Source organism: Actinosynnema sp. NPDC004786, assembly GCF_053601135.1.
The window spans coordinates 40261-56276 of sequence record NZ_JBSGBG010000021.1 but is presented as its reverse complement, the minus strand read 5'-3'; the positions used below and the strand labels follow the sequence as shown (position 1 = coordinate 56276).

Below are 16016 nucleotides of genomic sequence, written 5' to 3'. Positions count from 1 at the left end.
GAAGGGGGGTCGGTGTTCCGATGAGCGCCGTGCGCGACCTGGTGGACGAGACCGCGTCCGCCCTGGGGTGGTCCGGTTCCGTCACGCCGAGGGTGGGCTGGGAGGAGGTGGAGCGCCGGCTGCGGACGCCGCTGCCCGCCGACTACAAGCGGTTCATGGCCCGGTTCCCCTCGGGGCTGGTGCGGGACGTCCTGCGGATCTTCAACCCGGTCCAGAGCCGCACGTCGCTGACGCGGGTCGTGCAGGACTTCGAGCGGGCCCGGGAGGTCGTGGGGCGGCACCGCGACGAGTTCGACTCCTACCCGCCGTTCCCCGAACCGGGCGGCGTGGTCCCGTTCGCCGACGACACCGCGGGCGGCCTGCTCGGGTGGCTGCCGTGGACGCCCGATCCCGACCGGTGGCACGTCGTGCGGCTGAGCGGCAACCCGGTCGCGGGCTGGACGCGGACGAGGCGGTCGATGACGGCGGTGGTGCGCGAGCTGGCCACGAGCCGCAGCGACCGCAACGTCCTGGGCTGGGACCTCGCCGCGCGGGACCGGGTGTTCGAGCCCTTCGACGGGTACGCGTGACGGCGGGGCGGCCGGTCGTGCGGACGTGCGTCAACTGCGGCGATCCCGTGCCGGGCAAGGGCGTCGCGGTCGCGTGGTTCACCCACTGCCCGCCGTGCGCGCGGATCGCCACCGGCTCGATGGAACTCCTCCTCGCCCTGCCCGCGATCGAGTTCCACCGGTGCCTGCGCTGCGGCGCCGAACGGGCGTTCCGGCCGGGGTGGCACGTCCGCTGCCACGTCTGCCTGGACGAGCGCAGCGCGCCCGACCTGCCCGTGTTCGGCCTGGCCGCCGACCTGCTGCGCGCCGGCGGGCACACCGGGCGGATCCGCCAGTTCCTCGACCTCGACGCCCGGCGTCCGGTTCCGGTGCGCGGGGCGGCGGAGTTCGTGGCCGCCACGGCACTGGCGAACGAGCTGGACGCCCACCGGCGGCCGGGGTGGACGCTGCTCGCGGGCGACGTGTGGGGGCTGCCGTGGCTCGGCGTCCGCACCCGCTCCACCTCCATGGGCACGTGGGGCCGCCACGAGGCGTGCGGCACGATCGGCCTGCTCCGCAAGGGGCGCACCGAGTGCGCCGCCTGCCCGCCCGAACCCGGCTCGCGCACGCACCGGGCCCGACGCGACGACCCGGCTCTGCTCTACCTGGTCCGCTTCGGGCGGGTGCACAAGTTCGGCCGCGGCGACGACCGTCGGGTGCGGGCGCACCTGCGGGCCGGCGCGTCGGCCGTCCACGTCCTCGCGGCCCGGCACGAGGCGGTCGTCGCCGCGGAGAACGCGCTGAAACGACGCCATCGCAACGACCTCGCCGCCCCGGGCGCCCCGATGCCGGTCACGTTCGGCACGGGCACCGAGGTCGTGCCCCGGCGGGTGCGGGTCGACCTCGCCGCCGTGTTGCCCGAGGGCGAGGACGTCACGCACCGGTACCGCCGGCCCGCGTCCGGCACGTGACGCGTCCGCTGTTCCGCCACCGGGTGCTGGGCTGTTCGACGGAGCAGGCGGCCTGCGCGCGGCCGTGGTCGGCGGCGTTCCCCGGCGGCTACCGTGGAGGACACCGCCGTGACGGATGTCCGCTCCACCTCCGGAGGTGTCCCATGGTGCTCCTGCGTCACCTGACCCGCGCGGCCGGTGTGCTGGCGCTGGTGGCCGGGCTGCTGACCGCCGTGACCGTCGGTTCGGCCAGTGCCTGCCAGTGCGTGCCGGGCGAGCAGGAACCGCAGCGCTACGCGCGGGCCGCCTACGTGTTCACCGGCCTGGTGACCGCGAAGGTGCACGAGCCCCAGCAGTACCGGTACCGCTACGCGGTGCGGGTCGGCGTCGAGTACAAGGGGCAGGTCGCCGACGCGGTCGAGGTGCGGACCTACGACCAGGTGGCCGCGTGCGGGCTGCCGAGCCTGGCCGTCGGGACCGAGTACCTGTTCTTCACGTACGAGTACCAGGGCGTGCACTGGGTCAACTCCTGCGGCGGGACGCGGCCCGCCTCCTACGGCCCACCCGTCACCGAACCGGCCTCCGCCGCGGCCGCCGCCCTCCCGTCGCCGTGCCCGGCCGGGGTCTGAGCACCGGGGATCAGTAGTGGCGGATGCCCTGGGCCAGCGTCTTGGCCCAGGGCGCGTCGACGCCGTCGGCGTCCACCGCCATGACGAGGTGGCACAGCATGCCCCGGGCGAAGAACTCCTGCACCTGCTCCTCGCCGCCGCCGGACAGGGCGCGCACGTACTCGACCATCCGCGCCACCCCCCGCCGGACGACCTCGCGCACGGCCGGTTCGGAGATCGCCGCGCACTGGGCGTGCATCTGGACCAGCAGCAGCGTGTTCTCCTCGGCGATCAGGCGGGCGTAGGCGTCGCCCATCGCGTGCAGGACGGCTTCCGGCGTGCTGCCCTCGGCCGCGGCGACCCCGTCGGCGAGGCTTTCCCTGATCCGCGCGAAGCAGTGCTCCACCACGGACAGGAAGAGCGCTTCCTTGTCGGGGAACAGCCGGTAGACGTACGCCTGGGAGATGCCGGCGGACTTCGCGACCTCGCCGGTGGTGGTGCCGTAGTAGCCGCGGGCGGCGAACGCGCCGAGCGCGGTGCGCAGGACCGTCTCGCGGCGCTCCTCGGCGGTCGACAGTCGGCGAGCGCTCGCGGCAGGCATGAGGTGTAATCAACCACTCACACCTGGGGAAGTCAAGTCGGCCGGCCCGCCGTCGCACGTTAAGGTCGCCCGCATGCCGCGTCGTGCGTTGGTGGTCCTGCTGGTGTTGGCCGGGTGCACGTCGTCCCCGACCGCCGCCCCGCCGCCCACCACGACGACGGGCACCACAACGACAACGACGACGACCACCACCACGACGACCACCACGACCACCACGACGACGAGCCGCTTCACACCCCCGCCGGCGGGCAACCCGGACGGCGGCGCGCCGGTGCCGCCCGAGGCCGCCGCCGTCGACACGTCCCGCCCGACCCGCGTCATCGGCGACGGGACGCCGGCGGGCTGCACCTCCCAGGCGGTGGTCTCGGCGGTCGCGGCCGGCGGCGTCATCACGTTCGACTGCGGCCCGGACCCGGTCACGATCACGATGACCGTGACCGCGCAGGTCCGCAACGACGCCGCGCCGGACGTCGTGCTGGACGGCGGGGGACTGGTCACGCTCAGCGGCGCGGGGCAGCGGCGCATCCTGTACCAGAACACGTGCGACGAGGCGCTGGGCATCACCACGTCCCACTGCCAGGACCAGGACCACCCCCGGCTCACGATCCAGAACCTGGCGCTGGTGGACGGCAACGCGGCCGGCGCCGCCGAAGGCGGTGGCGCGGTGTTCGTGCGCGGCGGGCGGGTGAAGGTGGTCAACTCGACGTTCCTGCGCAACGAGTGCGGCGCGACGGGGCCGGACCTGGGCGGCGCTGCGCTGCGCGTGGTCGGCCGGTCGCAGGGCCTGCCGGTGCACGTGGTGGGCAGCACGTTCGACGGCGGCCGGTGCGCCAACGGCGGCGCGTTGAGCGGCCTCGGCGTGTCGTGGGTCGTGCTGAACAGCGTGCTGCGCAACAACTCCGCCGTCGGCCACGGCGCCAACCCCGCCCGCCCCGGCACGCCGGGCGGCGGCAGCGGCGGCGCGATCCACGCGGACGGCAACACGTTCACGGTCCGCCTCGCGGGCAGCGTCGTGGAGGACAACAAGGCCAACGAGGGCGGCGGCGCGATCTTCTTCGTCAGCAACGACCGCACCGGCACGCTGGCGGTGGAGACGTCCACCCTGCGCCGCAACCCGAGCGCCGGCTTCGAGACCCCGGGCTACAAGGGCGTCTTCTTCCTCGGCGCGGCCGCCCCGACCGTCGTCGCGTCGACCATCGGGTGACCCCCCGCACCGCGTTCCCGCAGCGATGGCCGCCGGCGGAGGAACTCCCGTCGATCGTCGGATTGTGAGCAAGCCTTCCGCCACGCACGATGAGTCGCCGGCAGAGGGGGCGGCTGGGTAGTTCCCTGCGATCTCGACGTCCGGCCACCCCTGCGAGCACGACCCCGGCCGGGCGCGGGAAGGACAGACCGTGCGCGACACCGTGAGGAAGACGCTCGCCCTCGGCGCGGGCATCGTCGCCGTCCTGGCCGCCTTCGCGGGCCAGGCGACCGCCGCCCCACCGCCACCGGACGCGGGCGACCCGACGCCGATGGTCGTCGGCGGCGCCCAGGCCGCCAAGGGCGAGTTCCCGTGGATGGTCCGCCTGTCCATGGGCTGCGGCGGCTCGATGCTGACCGAACAACTGGTGCTGACCGCGGCGCACTGCGTCAGCCGCACCGGCAACAACACCTCCATCACCGCCACCTACGGCGTGGTGGACCTCCAGGACGCCTCGCGCGTCACCCGCACGTCCACCTACGTGCACCGCTCGCCCACCTACCCGACGTCCACCGGCGGCGACTGGGCGATCGTCAAGCTGGCCGGCCCGATCACCGGCGCGGCCCTGCTGCCGATCGCGACCACCCCCGCCTACAACACCGGCGTGTTCACGGTGGCCGGGTGGGGCGCCACCCGGGAGAACGGCGGCCAGTCCCGCTACCTGCTCAAGGCGAACGTCGACTACATCGACGACACCACGTGCAAGAACTCCGACCCGTACTACGCCGACCTGATCCCGGCGGCCGAGCTGTGCGCGGGCAAGCTCGGCGGCGGCGTCGACACCTGCCAGGGCGACTCCGGCGGCCCCATGTTCCGGCGCGACGACAACGGCGCGTGGGTGCAGGTCGGCATCGTCAGCCACGGCAACGGCTGCGCGCGGCCGGACAACCCCGGCGTCTACACCGAGGTCAGCACGTTCGCCGAGGCCATCGCGCAGGCCGCGGCCGACCTCGGCGGCACGCCGCAGCCGCCCGGCAAGGTGTTCGAGAACCTCGCCGACGTGGCCATCCCGGACGCGGGCGCGGCCGTCTACAGCGACGTCACGGTCAGCGGCGTCGCGGGCAACGCGCCGTCCACCCTGAAGGTCGGCGTGGAGATCAGGCACAGCTGGAGCGGCGACGTGGTGATCGACCTGGTCGCGCCGGACGGCTCCACCTACCGGCTCAAGAGCGCGAGCAGCTCCAGCGCGCCCGACGTGGTCGCCACCTACACGGTGAACGCGTCGTCCGAACCGGCCAACGGCACCTGGCGGCTCAAGGTCCAGGACGTCTACCGCCAGGACACCGGGTACGTGGACGCCTGGCGGCTCACCTTCTGACGAACCCGGCCGAACCCGACCGGCCCTGCCCGCACCCGAGGCGGGGCCGGTCGGAACCCCGACCGAACCGCCCGGCCCGCGGGGCGGGATCACCCGACAGGCAGAACCGCATGCCCGGATAAGCGCGCGGCGGCCCGGAACTGCCACAGTCGCCGGATGACGCATGCGGTGGTGTTGGGCGCGAGCATGGGCGGCCTGCTGGCCGCGCGGGCGCTGGTCGGCTCCTACGACCGGATCACGGTCGTGGACCGCGATCCGCTGACCGGGGACGGGGAGCACCGGCGGGGCGTGCCGCAGGGCAGGCACTTCCACACCATCCTGCTGCGCGGCAAGCAGGCGCTCGACGAGATGTTCCCCGGCCTGACCGCGGACCTGGTGGCGGCGGGCGCGGTCCCGGTCGGCTTCACCCTGGACGCGCGGTTCGTGCTCGCCGGCCACACCCTGGCGCGCACCGACACCGGCGCGTCCGACGTCCAGACGACCCGGCCCATGCTGGAGGGCGCGGTGCGCGCCCGGGTCGCGGAGTTGCCGGGCGTGCGGCTCGTGCCCGGCTGCGACGTGGTCGGCCCGGTGGTCGAGGGCGATCGCGTGACCGGGGCGAGGGTGTCCCGCGACGGCGCGGAGGAGGTGCTGCCGGCAGACCTCGTGATCGACGCGATGGGCCGGTCCGGCCGGGCGCGGTCGTGGCTCGCGTCGCTGGGCCTGCCCACCCCGGCGGAGGACCGGATCGACGTCAACATGGTCTACGCGAGCCGGCTGGTCCGCCCGGCCGCGCCGTTCCCGGACCGGCTCACGCTCGTCGGACCCGTGCCCGGCCGGACGACCGGGTTCGCGTTCGCCGCGCAGGAGCACGGCCGCTGGATGGTCACCCAGGTGGGCATGGCGGGCGACCACCCGCCCACCGACGAGGCGGGGTTCCTCGCGTTCCTCAAGCGGTCCGCGCCGCCGGACGTGCAGGACGCGGTGGCCGCCGCCGAGCCGCTGACCGCCATCCGCACCCACCGCTTCCCGGCCAGCCTGCGCCGCCGCTACGAGCGGCTGCGCCGGTTCCCGCGCGGCCTGCTGGTCTTCGGGGACGCCCTGTGCAGCTTCAACCCGATCTACGGCCAGGGCATGACGGTCGCCGCCCTGGAGGCCGAGGCGCTGCGGAAGTGCCTGCGGGACGGGCCGGACGACCTCGCGCCGCGGTTCTTCCGCGCCGCCGCGCGGATCATCGACCCGGTGTGGCGGCTGAACGCGCTCGGCGACCTGGCGCTGCCGGAGATCCCCGGCCACCGCTCGTGGTCCACCAGGGCGTTGAACCGCTACGTCGCCCGGCTGCAACGCGTCGCCACGCACGACCCCGCGGCCGCCACCGCGTTCATCCGCACGATCGGCCTCCTCCAGCCGCCGACGTCGATCCTGCGCCCCGACGTGCTGGCCCGTGTCGTGCTCGGCGGCCCGCGCCGACCCTGACCCCGGGCGGTCGGGGCGCGGGGTGTCCGCAGCGTGAACGCCGATTCCGGATTATTGGCGACGGTACGTCACAGCGAAAATAACTCCATCGGTCTAACTCATTAGCTCGATGGGATGGATCTCCCCGCATTCCAGCGGGCTGCTCGGCCGCCGCGCGGTGCATCGGCGCGTCCTTATCACCTGACAGTCTGGTATTCCATGGCACTCGGATGAACGTCCTTCTCACCGGATCGAGTCGCTCACTAGCTTCCCTAGGAGTGAAATCGGCGGATCTGTGGAATTCACGCAAGTGACGAAAGGGCGTTGATGAGCGTTTATCTCACAGGTCTGCTGTGGGTCGCCGGCGCGGCCGTGGTGGCCGCCGTCCTCGCTTACCTGATCCGCAGGTACGGCGAGCTGGAGGGCCGTTCGGCCAACAACGAGGCCGCGGGGCAGGTGTTCACCATCGTGGCCGGGCTGCACGCGGTCCTGGTGGCGTTCGTCCTCATCGCCCTGTTCGACGGGGTCAGCCAGGCGGACCAGGCCGCGTACCGGGAGGCGGACGGGCTCGTGGCCGCCACCTGGGCGAGCGACGCCCTGTCCGAGGAGACCGGCGCGCGGGTGCGGGAGCTGTCCCGGCAGTACGCCGAGTCCGTCATCAACGACGAGTGGCCGGGCATGGTGGAGGGCCGCGACTTCCAGTCGGCCGGCTGGTCGCAGCTCGACCAGCTCCGCCGGGTCGTGGCCGAGGCGCCCACGGACGACGAGTGGCAGGTCGACCGCAAGACCGAGGCCGCGAACCAGCTCTGGCAGGTCTACCAGGCCAGGCAGGAGCGGCTGGACGCGGCGGGCGGCGGGGTCAGCTCGGTGGTGTGGCTGGTGCTGGTGGCGGGCAGCGTGTTGACCATCATGCTGCCGCTGCTGTTCGGCGGGCCGCGCATCCGCACGCACGTGCTCATCGTGGCCACGCTGGCCGCGACCATCACGCTGCTGCTGTACGCGACCTACCAGTTGCAGAACCCGTTCGGCGGTGGCGCAGGGGTGACGCCCGACGCCTTCGAGGCCGCCGTGGAGCGGTTCGGATGATCGAGGCGTTCGCGCAGGTCGTGTGCACCGTCATCCAGGTCGAGGCGGGGGCCCACGGCCCCTCGACCGTCTTCCGGGTGCAGTTGCCGTCCGGGGAGACGACCTCGCTCGGCGCGCTCGACGTGCGGGTGAACGCCATCGGGTTCTCCGCCCGGCAGGACCTCGTGTACGGCGTGGACCAGCGCGGCGGGCTCGTCGCCCTGGACCGCGACGGCCGGGTGGTCGGCGAGCCGACACCGCCCTCGAACCTCCTGCGCGACGCGACCGCGGGCGCGGTGGTGGACGAGCGGCTGGTGGTGCGCGCCGGCCCGTGGCTGAACTCGGTCGACATCGACCCCGACAGCCCGACCTACGGGCAGGTCGTGCACCAGGCGTGGTTGTGGCAGTGGGAGGGCGTGACCGTCGACGACTTCGACGTCAACCCGGCCGACGGTCGGCTCTACGGCGTCGCGGCGCAGCACCACCGCGCCGTGGTGGTCGCCATTGACCCGCGCACCGGCCGGACGAGCGAGGTGCCGGGGGCCGGGCGGCTGCCCGGCGGCAGCAGCTACGGCGCGGTGACGCTCGGGCCGGACGGCGCGCTCTACGCCACGAACAACAACGACGACGGCCACAGCACGCTGTGGCGGGTGGCGCTGGACGGCAGCGGCGTGGTCACGAAGATTTCGGTGCGGCAGGCGTTGCACACCATCGACGCCTCGGGCTGCCTGACCGAGGTGGAGCCGCCGAAGCCGACCACCACGACCACGCCGCCGACGACCACCACGACGACCACGACCACCACCACCCAGCCGACCACGACCACCACGCCGCCGACGACCACGAAGACCACGACCACGGTGCCGCCGACCACGACGACGACCACCGTGCCGCCGACGACGACCACGACCACCACGACACCCGAGCCGCCCCGGCTGACGACGACCACCACCAGGCCGACCACACCGGAGCCCGAGCCGTTCGTGCCGGAGCCGACGTTCCCGCCGGAACAACCACCGCCGGCGTCGCCGCCACCGCCTCCGCCACCGCCACCGCCGCCCCCTCCACCGGAGCTGCCACCGCCGGCGGAGCCGCCCGCGCCGCGGGAGCTGGCCGTGCCCGAGCGCGAGGTGCAGACCATCTCGCCGACCAACAACAACGTGCGCGACCAGCGCCGGTGGGGCCTGGTGGCGCTGCTGCTGATCGTGGGCGCGGGCGCGCTCGCCCGCCAGGCCGCGGCGCGGCGGCGGTAGGGCCGGTCAGACCGCCAGCATCCGGCGCACCTCCTCGTCGCGCAGCTCCTCGGCCGGACCGGCGTGCACGACCTCGCCCGCGTCCATGACCACGAAGCTGTCGGCCAGCCGCAGCGCGAAGTCCAGGTACTGCTCGACCAGCAGCACGGTGAGCCCGGCCTCGCGGTGCAGGCGCTCGATCGCGACCTCGATCTCGTCGATCACCGACGGCTGGACGCCCTCGGTCGGCTCGTCGAGCACCAGCAGCCGGGGCCGGGTGATCAGCGCCCGCGCGATGGCGAGCTGCTGGCGCTGACCGCCGGACAGGAACCCGGCGGGCCGCCGCAGCAGGTGCCGCAGCGCGGGGAACACGTCCAGCGCCTCGTCCACCGCCGCCGGGTCGCGGTGCCCGGTGGCCTCCAGCGTGACGCGCAGGTTCTCCCAGGTGGTGAGCTGGGGGAAGGACACGTGGCCCTGCGGCACGTACGCCATGCCGGCCCGCACCCGCTGGTGCGTGGGCAGCCGCGTGACGTCCCGCCCGTCGAAGGCGATGCGGCCCGCCGTGGGCGTGAGCGTGCCCATGACCGTCTTGAGCAACGTCGTCTTGCCGACCCCGTTGCGGCCCATCACGCACACCAACGACCCGGCGGGCACCTCCAGCCCCACGCCGAACAGCACCCGCGCCCGCCCGTAGGCGGCGTCCACCCCGGACACCGACAGCATCACGTCACCGCCTCCCCCTTGGCCCGACCCAGGTACACCTCGCGGACCCGCGGGTCCTCCTGCACCTCCGCCACCGAGCCCTCCCGCAGCACGCGGCCCTGGTGCAGCACGGTGACCTTGCGCGCGTACCGGCGCAGGAACTCCATGTCGTGCTCCACCACGACGACCGTGTGCGTGGACGCGATCCGGTGCAGCAGCTCGCCGGTCCGCTCGCGCTCCGCCCGGCTCATGCCCGCCACCGGCTCGTCCAGCAGCAGCAGCTTCGGCTGCTGCACGAGCAGCATCCCGATCTCCAACCACTGCCGCTGCCCGTGCGAGAGCACCCCGGCCGGCCGGTCGGCCAGCGCGGTCAGCCCGGCCGCCTCCAGCGCCGAGGCCACCGCGTCGGACACGCCGCGCCGCCGGCGCAGGAGCTTGCGCAGCGGCAGCCGGAACCCGTCCGCGAGGTCCAGGTTCTCCACCACGGTCAGCTCCTCGAACACGGTGGCGGTCTGGAACGTGCGGCCGACGCCCAGCCGCACGATGTGGTGCTCCCGCCTGCCGACCAGCTCCCGGCCGCCGAACGCGACGCTGCCCGACTGCGGTCGGGTCAGCCCGGTCACCACGTCGATCAGCGTCGTCTTGCCCGCGCCGTTCGGCCCGATCAGGAACCGCAGCTCGCCCTCCTCGACGGTCAGGTCGAGCCCGTCGATCGCGGCGAAGCCGTCGAACACCACGCGCAGCCCGCGCACCTCCAGCAACGCGCTCACGCCGTCACCTCCACCGGTCGTCGCCGCCGGTCCGCGAGCCGGTCGCGCGCGGACTCGACCAGACCCGCCAGGCCCTTCGGCGCGAACACCAGCACCAGCACGAACAGCCCGCCCTGCAGGTACAGCCAGCCCTCCGCGAAGTCCTCGCTGAACAGGGTCTTGGCGTAGTTGACCGCGATCGCGCCGGCGATCGCGCCCGCCAGCACGAACCGGCCGCCCACCGCGACGCCGACGAGCAGCTCCAGCGACGGCACGATGCCGAGCAGGGCGGGCGAGATGATGCCCACCACCGGCACGAACAACGCGCCCGCCAGACCCGCCATCACCGCCGACACGGTGAACGTGATCGTCTTGACCAGGGCCGGGTCGTAGCCGAGGAACCGCACCCGGTCCTCGCCGTCGCGCACCGCCACCAGCAGCCGGCCGAACCGGCTGCGCACCAGCAGCCTCGCCGCCAGGAACACCAGTCCCAGCACCACCGCCGTGATCGCGTACACGGCGCGCCGGCCGTTCGGGTCGGTGAGGTCGAGGCCGAGGAACCCGGTGAAGTTGGTCATCCCGTTGGTGCCGCCGGTCAGCCCCTGCTGACCCACCAGCAGGATCACGAACGCCGCCGCGAGCGCCTGGGACAGGATCGCGAAGTACGCGCCGCGCACCCGCTGCCGGAACACCAGCAGCCCCAGCAGGAACGCCACCAGGCCGGGCAGCAGCACCACCGCGGCCAGCGCGAACACCGGGTTGGCGAACGGCCGCCACAGCGCGGGCAGCTCCTCGACCCCGCTCCACACCATGAAGTCCGGCAGCCCGCCCGGACCGGCCTCCGCGAGCTTGAGGTACATGGCCATCGCGTAGCCGCCGAGGCCGAAGAACACGCCCTGGCCGAGCGTCAGCATCCCGCCCTGGCCCCAGGCCAGCGCGATGCCCACGGCGACGATCGCGAAGCACAGGTACTTCGCCAGCAGCCCCAGCCGGAACGGCGAGAGCGCGAGCGGCGCGACCGCCAGCAGCACGACGCACGCCACGAGGGACACGCGACCCCACGTCATACCAGCGCCCTCCCCTTCAGCACGAACATGCCCTGCGGCCGGACCTGGAGGAACGCGATGATCGCCACGAACACCAGCACCTTGGCCAGGCTCGCGTCGGTCCAGAACTCCAGGTAGCCGTTGAGGAACCCGAGCGCGACCGCCGCGAGCACCGCGCCGCGCAGCTGGCCGAGCCCGCCCGCGACCACGACCAGGAACGCGTCCACGATGTAGAACGTGCCCAGGCTCGGCCCGACCGGGCCGACGAGCGTCAGCGCGACGCCCGCCACCCCGGCCAGGCCCGACCCGAGCAGGAACGTGAACCGGTCGACCCGGCCCGTGGCGATGCCGCTGTAGGCGGCCAGCTCCCGGTTCTGCACCACCGCGCGCATCCGGCGGCCCGCGGGCGACCGGGTCAGGTACAGCCACACCGCGACCACGCACAGCGCGGCCAGCACGATGATGAACACCCGGTTGTAGGGCAGGCGGACGCCGAGCACGTCCACCCCGCCCACCAGCCAGCCCGGCGCGGTCACCTGCACGTTCGGCGCGCCGAAGACGTCACGCGCGAGCTGTTGCAGCACCAGGCTCACGCCCCACGTCAGCAGCAGGGTGTCCAGCGGCCGGCCGTAGAACCGGCGGATCAGCGACCACTCCAGCAGCAGCCCCATCAGCCCGGCCACGGCGAACGCGACGGGCAGCGCGAGGAGGAACGACTGGCTCGTCAGGCCCTGCAACAGGTACGCGGTGTAGGCGCCCGCCATGATGAACTCGCCGTGCGCCATGTTGATCACGCCCATCTGGCCGAACGTGAACGTCAGCCCGAGGGCGATGAGCAGCAGCACGGCCGCGATGCTCAGCCCGATCGGCAGTTGGTTCGCCAGCGCGCCCATCAGCCGAGGCCGCCCGCCCAGTCGTAGCCCTTCAGGTACGGGTCCGGCTTGATCGGCCCGGGGGAGGACCACACCTCCTTGATCTGGCCGTCGGCCTGCACCACGCCGATCCGCGCCGTCTTGGCGACGTGCTGGTTCTCGCCGTCGATGGTGGTCGTGCCCTCGGGCGCCTCGATCGTGATGCCGCCCGCCGCCTTGCGCACCGCCTCGACCTCGGTCGTGCCGGCCTTCTTCACCGCCTCCGCCCACAGGTGCACCGCGTTGTAGCCCGCCTCCATCGGGTCGGACGTCACCTTGTCCGCGCCGTACTTCGCCCGGAACGCCTTGACGAACGCGTCGTTCGCGGCGGTCGTGGTGGTCTGGTAGTAGTTCCACGCCACCAGGTGCCCGGCCACGTTCTCCGGCCCGATGCCCTTGACCTCCTCCTCGGCCACGCTGACCGAGACCACCGGCGTGTCCTGCGGCGTGATGCCGGAACCGCGCAACTGCTTGAAGAACGCCACGTTGCTGTCGCCGTTGAGGGTGTTGAACACCGCGTCCGGCTTCGCGTCGGCGATCTTGTTGACCAGCGTGCTGTACTCGGTGTGGCCCAGCGGCGTGTACTCCTCGCCGAGCACCTCGATGCCCTTGGCCGCCGCGTACGCCTTGATGATCTTGTTGGCGGTGCGCGGGAAGACGTAGTCGCTGCCCACCAGGAACATCCGCTTCGTGCCCTGCCCGGCCAGGTAGTCCAGCGCGGGCACGATCTGCTGGTTCGTGGTCGCGCCGGTGTAGAAGATGTACGGCGAGCTCTCCAGCCCCTCGTACTGCACCGGGTACCACAGCAGGGCCTTGTTCCGCTCGAACACCGGCAGCATCGCCTTGCGGCTCGCGGAGGTCCACCCGCCGAACACGGCGGCCACCTTGTCCTGCGAGATGAGTTTCTGCGCCTTCTCCGCGAACGTGGGCCAGTCCGACGCGCCGTCCTCGACCACCGGCACGACCTTCTTGCCGAGCACGCCGCCCTTGGCGTTGATCTCCTCGATGGCCAGCAGCTCCGCGTCGCGCACGGTCACCTCGCTGATGGCCATGGTGCCGCTCAACGAGTGCAGGACGCCGACCTTGATCTCGTCACCGGAGGCCCCCGCGCCGCCGCCGGGCTCGTCGACGCAGGCCGTCGCGAGCAGGGCGGGCAGCAGGAGGGCGATCAGGCCGCGGCTGAGGGTTCTGGGACGCACCGGCAGCTCCTTTCGGGCAGGTGAACCGAGAAGCTATGAACCGCGTGTTGCGTGCCGGGCGCGTGAGGTTACGTTCGTGTGGCCAAATCCGCACGGTATGGACTTGTGACCTTCCGCGTTCACCAGCCGCAGTCGTCGTGTCATCCGTTCGGCCGTCGCCATCGTCCGAAGGTGCGACATTTCCGGGAACCTTCGGCCGACGATCGGGAAAGACCTTTCGCCCTACCTTCGACCGGGTACGGAGACGGGGGAGGTAGGGATGAGCGGACGAATAGCGGCGCTGGACGTGCTGCGCGGCGTGGCGATCCTGGGCACGTTCGGGACGAACGTGTGGGTCTTCACCCACCCGCGCGGGGCCGCGGGCTTCCTGGCGGACTTCGGCGCGGGCTCGGGCGACACGGCCACCGCGCTGCTCCAGATGATCAGCAACGGCAAGTTCCTCGGCCTGCTCTCGATCATGTTCGGGATCGGCCTGGCGATCCAGCACCGGTCGGCCGAACGGCGGGGCCGGCCGTGGCCCGGTTGGTACCTGTGGCGCTCGGCGCTGCTGCTGTTCGAGGGCCTGCTGCACTACGCGCTGGTGTTCGAGTTCGACGTGCTGATGTTCTACGCGGTCGTCTCGGTGCTGGTGGCCTACCTGGTGGGGCGCGGCCCGCGGGTCCAGCTCGCCTGGATGGCCGCCGCCGGCGCGCTGAACCTGGCGGTCGTCGGCCTGATCACCGCGGCGCTGCTGCTCACCGGCGGCACGGCGGTCGGCGACCCGGGGCTCGCGCCGGCCGGCGACCCGGGGCTCGCGCCGGCCGGCGACAGCTGGTGGGCGGGGGTCCAGGCCCGGGTCGAGCACTTCGCGGTGTTCCGCGCCGAGGGTTTCCTCGTGCTGCCCCTGAGCACCCTGCTGTTCCTGGCCGGCGCGCGGCTGTTCCGGGCGGGCGCGCTGGAGGACTCGCCGCGCGGCGCGCGGCTCCAGCGCCGGCTGGTGGCCTGGGGGCTCGGGCTCGGCGTGCCGCTGAACGTCGCCACCACGCTCGCCGGCCCGGCGTGGTTCGCCGTCGACCGGTACGTGTGCGCGCCGCTGGTCGCGTTCGGGCTGCTCGGCGGGATCACCCTGCTGGTCAACGCGATGCGCGCCGAGGCGGGCCCGCTGCGCCGCGGCCTGACCGCGGTCGGCCGGTCGGCGTTGAGCTGCTACATCGGGCAGAACGTCCTGGCGTCCGTGCTCTGCTACCAGTGGGGCCTCGGCCTGGCGCAGCGGTGGGGCCACCTCGGCCCGTGGTTCACCGCGGGCGTGTGGCTGCTGGTCTCCGGCCTGCTGCCGGCGGGCGCGTCGTGGTGGATGCGCCGGTTCCCGCGCGGGCCGGTGGAAGCGGTGTGGGACCGGGCCTACCGCGCGCCGCAGCGTCAGCACGCGGTCGCGGCCTAGCCGGGGCGGTGGACCGGGTCGGGATCACCGGAACGGGCCCGCACCGGCGAATACGCTGCGCGGCATGAGTCCTCCGGACGTGGACACGAGGGTCCTGCGCTACTTCGTGGCGGTGGCCGAGCGGTTGAGCTTCACCGGGGCGGCGCGGGACCTGTACGTCTCCCAGCCGGCGTTGAGCAGGCAGATCCGGCAGCTGGAGGCGGACCTGGGGGTCGAGCTGTTCGTGCGGACCGGCCGGGAGGTCCGGTTGACCGCGGCGGGCGGCGAGCTGCTGCCGCGGGCGCGCGAGGCGCTGTTCGGCTGGCGGGACGCGGTGCGGGTGGCGCGGTCGATGGCGGCGGCCGAGTCGAACGTGCTGCGGGTCGGGTTCGTGGCGTCCGGCGGCGGCGAGGTGGCGCGGCGGGTGCGGTCGGCGTTCGCCGCGCGGCGGCCGGACGTGGTGGTCGAGCCGAAGCGGTGCGACTGGGGCGGCGAGCCGGACGCGCTGCGGCAGGGGCTGGTGGACGTGGCGTTCGTCTGGCTGCCCGCCGACACCGACGGCCTGCGGTTCCGGGTGGTGGCCACCGAGCCCCGGTACGTCGCCCTGGCCCGCGACCACCCGCTGGCCGGGCGCGGGTCCGTGGGCATCGCCGACCTGCGCGACGAGCCGCTGATGTGGACCCGCAAGGCGCCGAAGGAGTGGGTGGACTGGTGGGCGGTCAACCCCCGGCCGGACGGCGCGGAACCCGTGTGGGGCCCGGAGAACGACAACGTGGAGGAGATGCTGGAGCACGTCGCGTCCGGCGCGGCGGTGTGCCTCGGGCCGGAGTCGATGGCCGGGTACTACGCCCACCCGGACCTGGTGTGGCGCCCGGTGACCGACGTCGAGCCGCTGCGCATCGCGGTCGCGTGGGTGCCGGGCGACACCGGCTCGGCGGTGCGCGAGTTCGTGGCGACCGCGCTGCGGTGAGGGGCGAACAGCGCAGTCGAGGAGAAACCGACGCGCCGTCCGCGCTGCTACGGTCCGATCAC

General features: G+C 73.3%; 16 protein-coding genes and 1 pseudogene. 11 read left to right on the top strand and 6 right to left on the bottom strand.

All coding sequences use genetic code 11. The features are described 5' to 3' along the window. Positions 1–20: 20 nt before the first annotated feature. The 3 genes from ACWEFJ_RS20335 to ACWEFJ_RS20325 all read left to right on the top strand — a co-directional run bounded on the left by ACWEFJ_RS20335 (position 21) and on the right by ACWEFJ_RS20325 (position 2106). Positions 21–569, top strand: a complete 549-nt coding sequence (locus ACWEFJ_RS20335) for a hypothetical protein (RefSeq protein WP_449714674.1) — start codon at positions 21–23, stop codon at positions 567–569. Beyond that, the gene (locus tag ACWEFJ_RS20330) at positions 566–1498 is read left to right on the top strand and encodes a hypothetical protein (RefSeq protein WP_449714673.1); all 933 of its coding nucleotides are present in this window, start codon (positions 566–568) and stop codon (positions 1496–1498) included. Before ACWEFJ_RS20335 ends, ACWEFJ_RS20330 begins: the two co-directional genes overlap by 4 nt. 143 nt (positions 1499–1641) lie before the next feature. Further along, a complete protein-coding gene (locus ACWEFJ_RS20325; RefSeq protein ID WP_449714672.1) occupies positions 1642–2106 on the top strand; it encodes a hypothetical protein in 465 nt (154 codons plus the stop codon). A gap of 10 nt (positions 2107–2116) precedes the next feature. Here the strand turns inward: ACWEFJ_RS20325 and ACWEFJ_RS20320 are convergent, their stop codons facing one another. Next, positions 2117–2686 (bottom strand): TetR/AcrR family transcriptional regulator, encoded by a 570-nt coding sequence (locus tag ACWEFJ_RS20320; RefSeq protein ID WP_378088610.1) that lies wholly within the window; start codon positions 2684–2686, stop codon positions 2117–2119. Positions 2687–2759: 73 nt separating this feature from the next. On the opposite strand from ACWEFJ_RS20320, the gene ACWEFJ_RS20315 reads away from it, so the two are divergent. The 6 genes and pseudogenes from ACWEFJ_RS20315 to ACWEFJ_RS20290 all read left to right on the top strand — a co-directional run bounded on the left by ACWEFJ_RS20315 (position 2760) and on the right by ACWEFJ_RS20290 (position 8999). Next, a complete protein-coding gene (locus tag ACWEFJ_RS20315; protein WP_449714671.1) occupies positions 2760–3890 on the top strand; it encodes a hypothetical protein in 1131 nt (376 codons plus the stop codon). Positions 3891–4080: 190 nt separating this feature from the next. Beyond that, a pseudogene (locus ACWEFJ_RS20310) lies at positions 4081–4881 on the top strand (S1 family peptidase); the annotation flags it as partial. 27 nt (positions 4882–4908) lie between these two features. Further along, on the top strand, positions 4909–5247 hold the full coding sequence (locus ACWEFJ_RS20305; protein WP_378088677.1) for a proprotein convertase P-domain-containing protein: 339 nt from the start codon (positions 4909–4911) through the stop codon (positions 5245–5247). Positions 5248–5403: 156 nt separating this feature from the next. Continuing rightward, entirely contained in the window at positions 5404–6702 is a 1299-nt protein-coding gene (locus ACWEFJ_RS20300; RefSeq protein WP_449714670.1) for an FAD-dependent oxidoreductase, read from the top strand. A gap of 306 nt (positions 6703–7008) precedes the next feature. Next, positions 7009–7767 (top strand): bestrophin-like domain, encoded by a 759-nt coding sequence (locus tag ACWEFJ_RS20295; protein ID WP_449714669.1) that lies wholly within the window; start codon positions 7009–7011, stop codon positions 7765–7767. Continuing rightward, the gene (locus tag ACWEFJ_RS20290; protein WP_449714668.1) at positions 7764–8999 is read left to right on the top strand and encodes a hypothetical protein; all 1236 of its coding nucleotides are present in this window, start codon (positions 7764–7766) and stop codon (positions 8997–8999) included. The genes ACWEFJ_RS20295 and ACWEFJ_RS20290 overlap by 4 nt, the downstream gene beginning before the upstream one ends. Before the next feature lie 6 nt (positions 9000–9005). Here the strand turns inward: ACWEFJ_RS20290 and urtE are convergent, their stop codons facing one another. The 5 genes from urtE to urtA are packed head-to-tail and all read right to left on the bottom strand — an operon-like array spanning position 9006 to position 13585. Continuing rightward, positions 9006–9701 (bottom strand): urea ABC transporter ATP-binding subunit UrtE, encoded by a 696-nt coding sequence (urtE, locus tag ACWEFJ_RS20285; protein WP_378088675.1) that lies wholly within the window; start codon positions 9699–9701, stop codon positions 9006–9008. Next, the gene (gene urtD / locus ACWEFJ_RS20280; protein ID WP_378088601.1) at positions 9701–10450 is read right to left on the bottom strand and encodes an urea ABC transporter ATP-binding protein UrtD; all 750 of its coding nucleotides are present in this window, start codon (positions 10448–10450) and stop codon (positions 9701–9703) included. The genes urtE and urtD overlap by 1 nt, the downstream gene beginning before the upstream one ends. Continuing rightward, positions 10447–11496 (bottom strand): urea ABC transporter permease subunit UrtC, encoded by a 1050-nt coding sequence (gene urtC, locus ACWEFJ_RS20275; protein ID WP_449714667.1) that lies wholly within the window; start codon positions 11494–11496, stop codon positions 10447–10449. The genes urtD and urtC overlap by 4 nt, the downstream gene beginning before the upstream one ends. Beyond that, entirely contained in the window at positions 11493–12368 is an 876-nt protein-coding gene (urtB, locus tag ACWEFJ_RS20270) for an urea ABC transporter permease subunit UrtB (protein ID WP_378088597.1), read from the bottom strand. Before urtB ends, urtC begins: the two co-directional genes overlap by 4 nt. Beyond that, positions 12368–13585 carry an urea ABC transporter substrate-binding protein gene (gene urtA / locus ACWEFJ_RS20265; RefSeq protein WP_449714666.1) on the bottom strand — a complete coding sequence of 406 codons (1218 nt, stop codon included), beginning with the start codon at positions 13583–13585 and terminating at the stop codon, positions 12368–12370. Before urtA ends, urtB begins: the two co-directional genes overlap by 1 nt. 259 nt (positions 13586–13844) lie before the next feature. On the opposite strand from urtA, the gene ACWEFJ_RS20260 reads away from it, so the two are divergent. After that, on the top strand, positions 13845–15005 hold the full coding sequence (locus ACWEFJ_RS20260; protein WP_449714665.1) for a DUF418 domain-containing protein: 1161 nt from the start codon (positions 13845–13847) through the stop codon (positions 15003–15005). Positions 15006–15069: 64 nt separating this feature from the next. Next, positions 15070–15954 carry a LysR family transcriptional regulator gene (locus ACWEFJ_RS20255; RefSeq protein WP_449714664.1) on the top strand — a complete coding sequence of 295 codons (885 nt, stop codon included), beginning with the start codon at positions 15070–15072 and terminating at the stop codon, positions 15952–15954. Positions 15955–16016 lie beyond the last annotated feature (62 nt).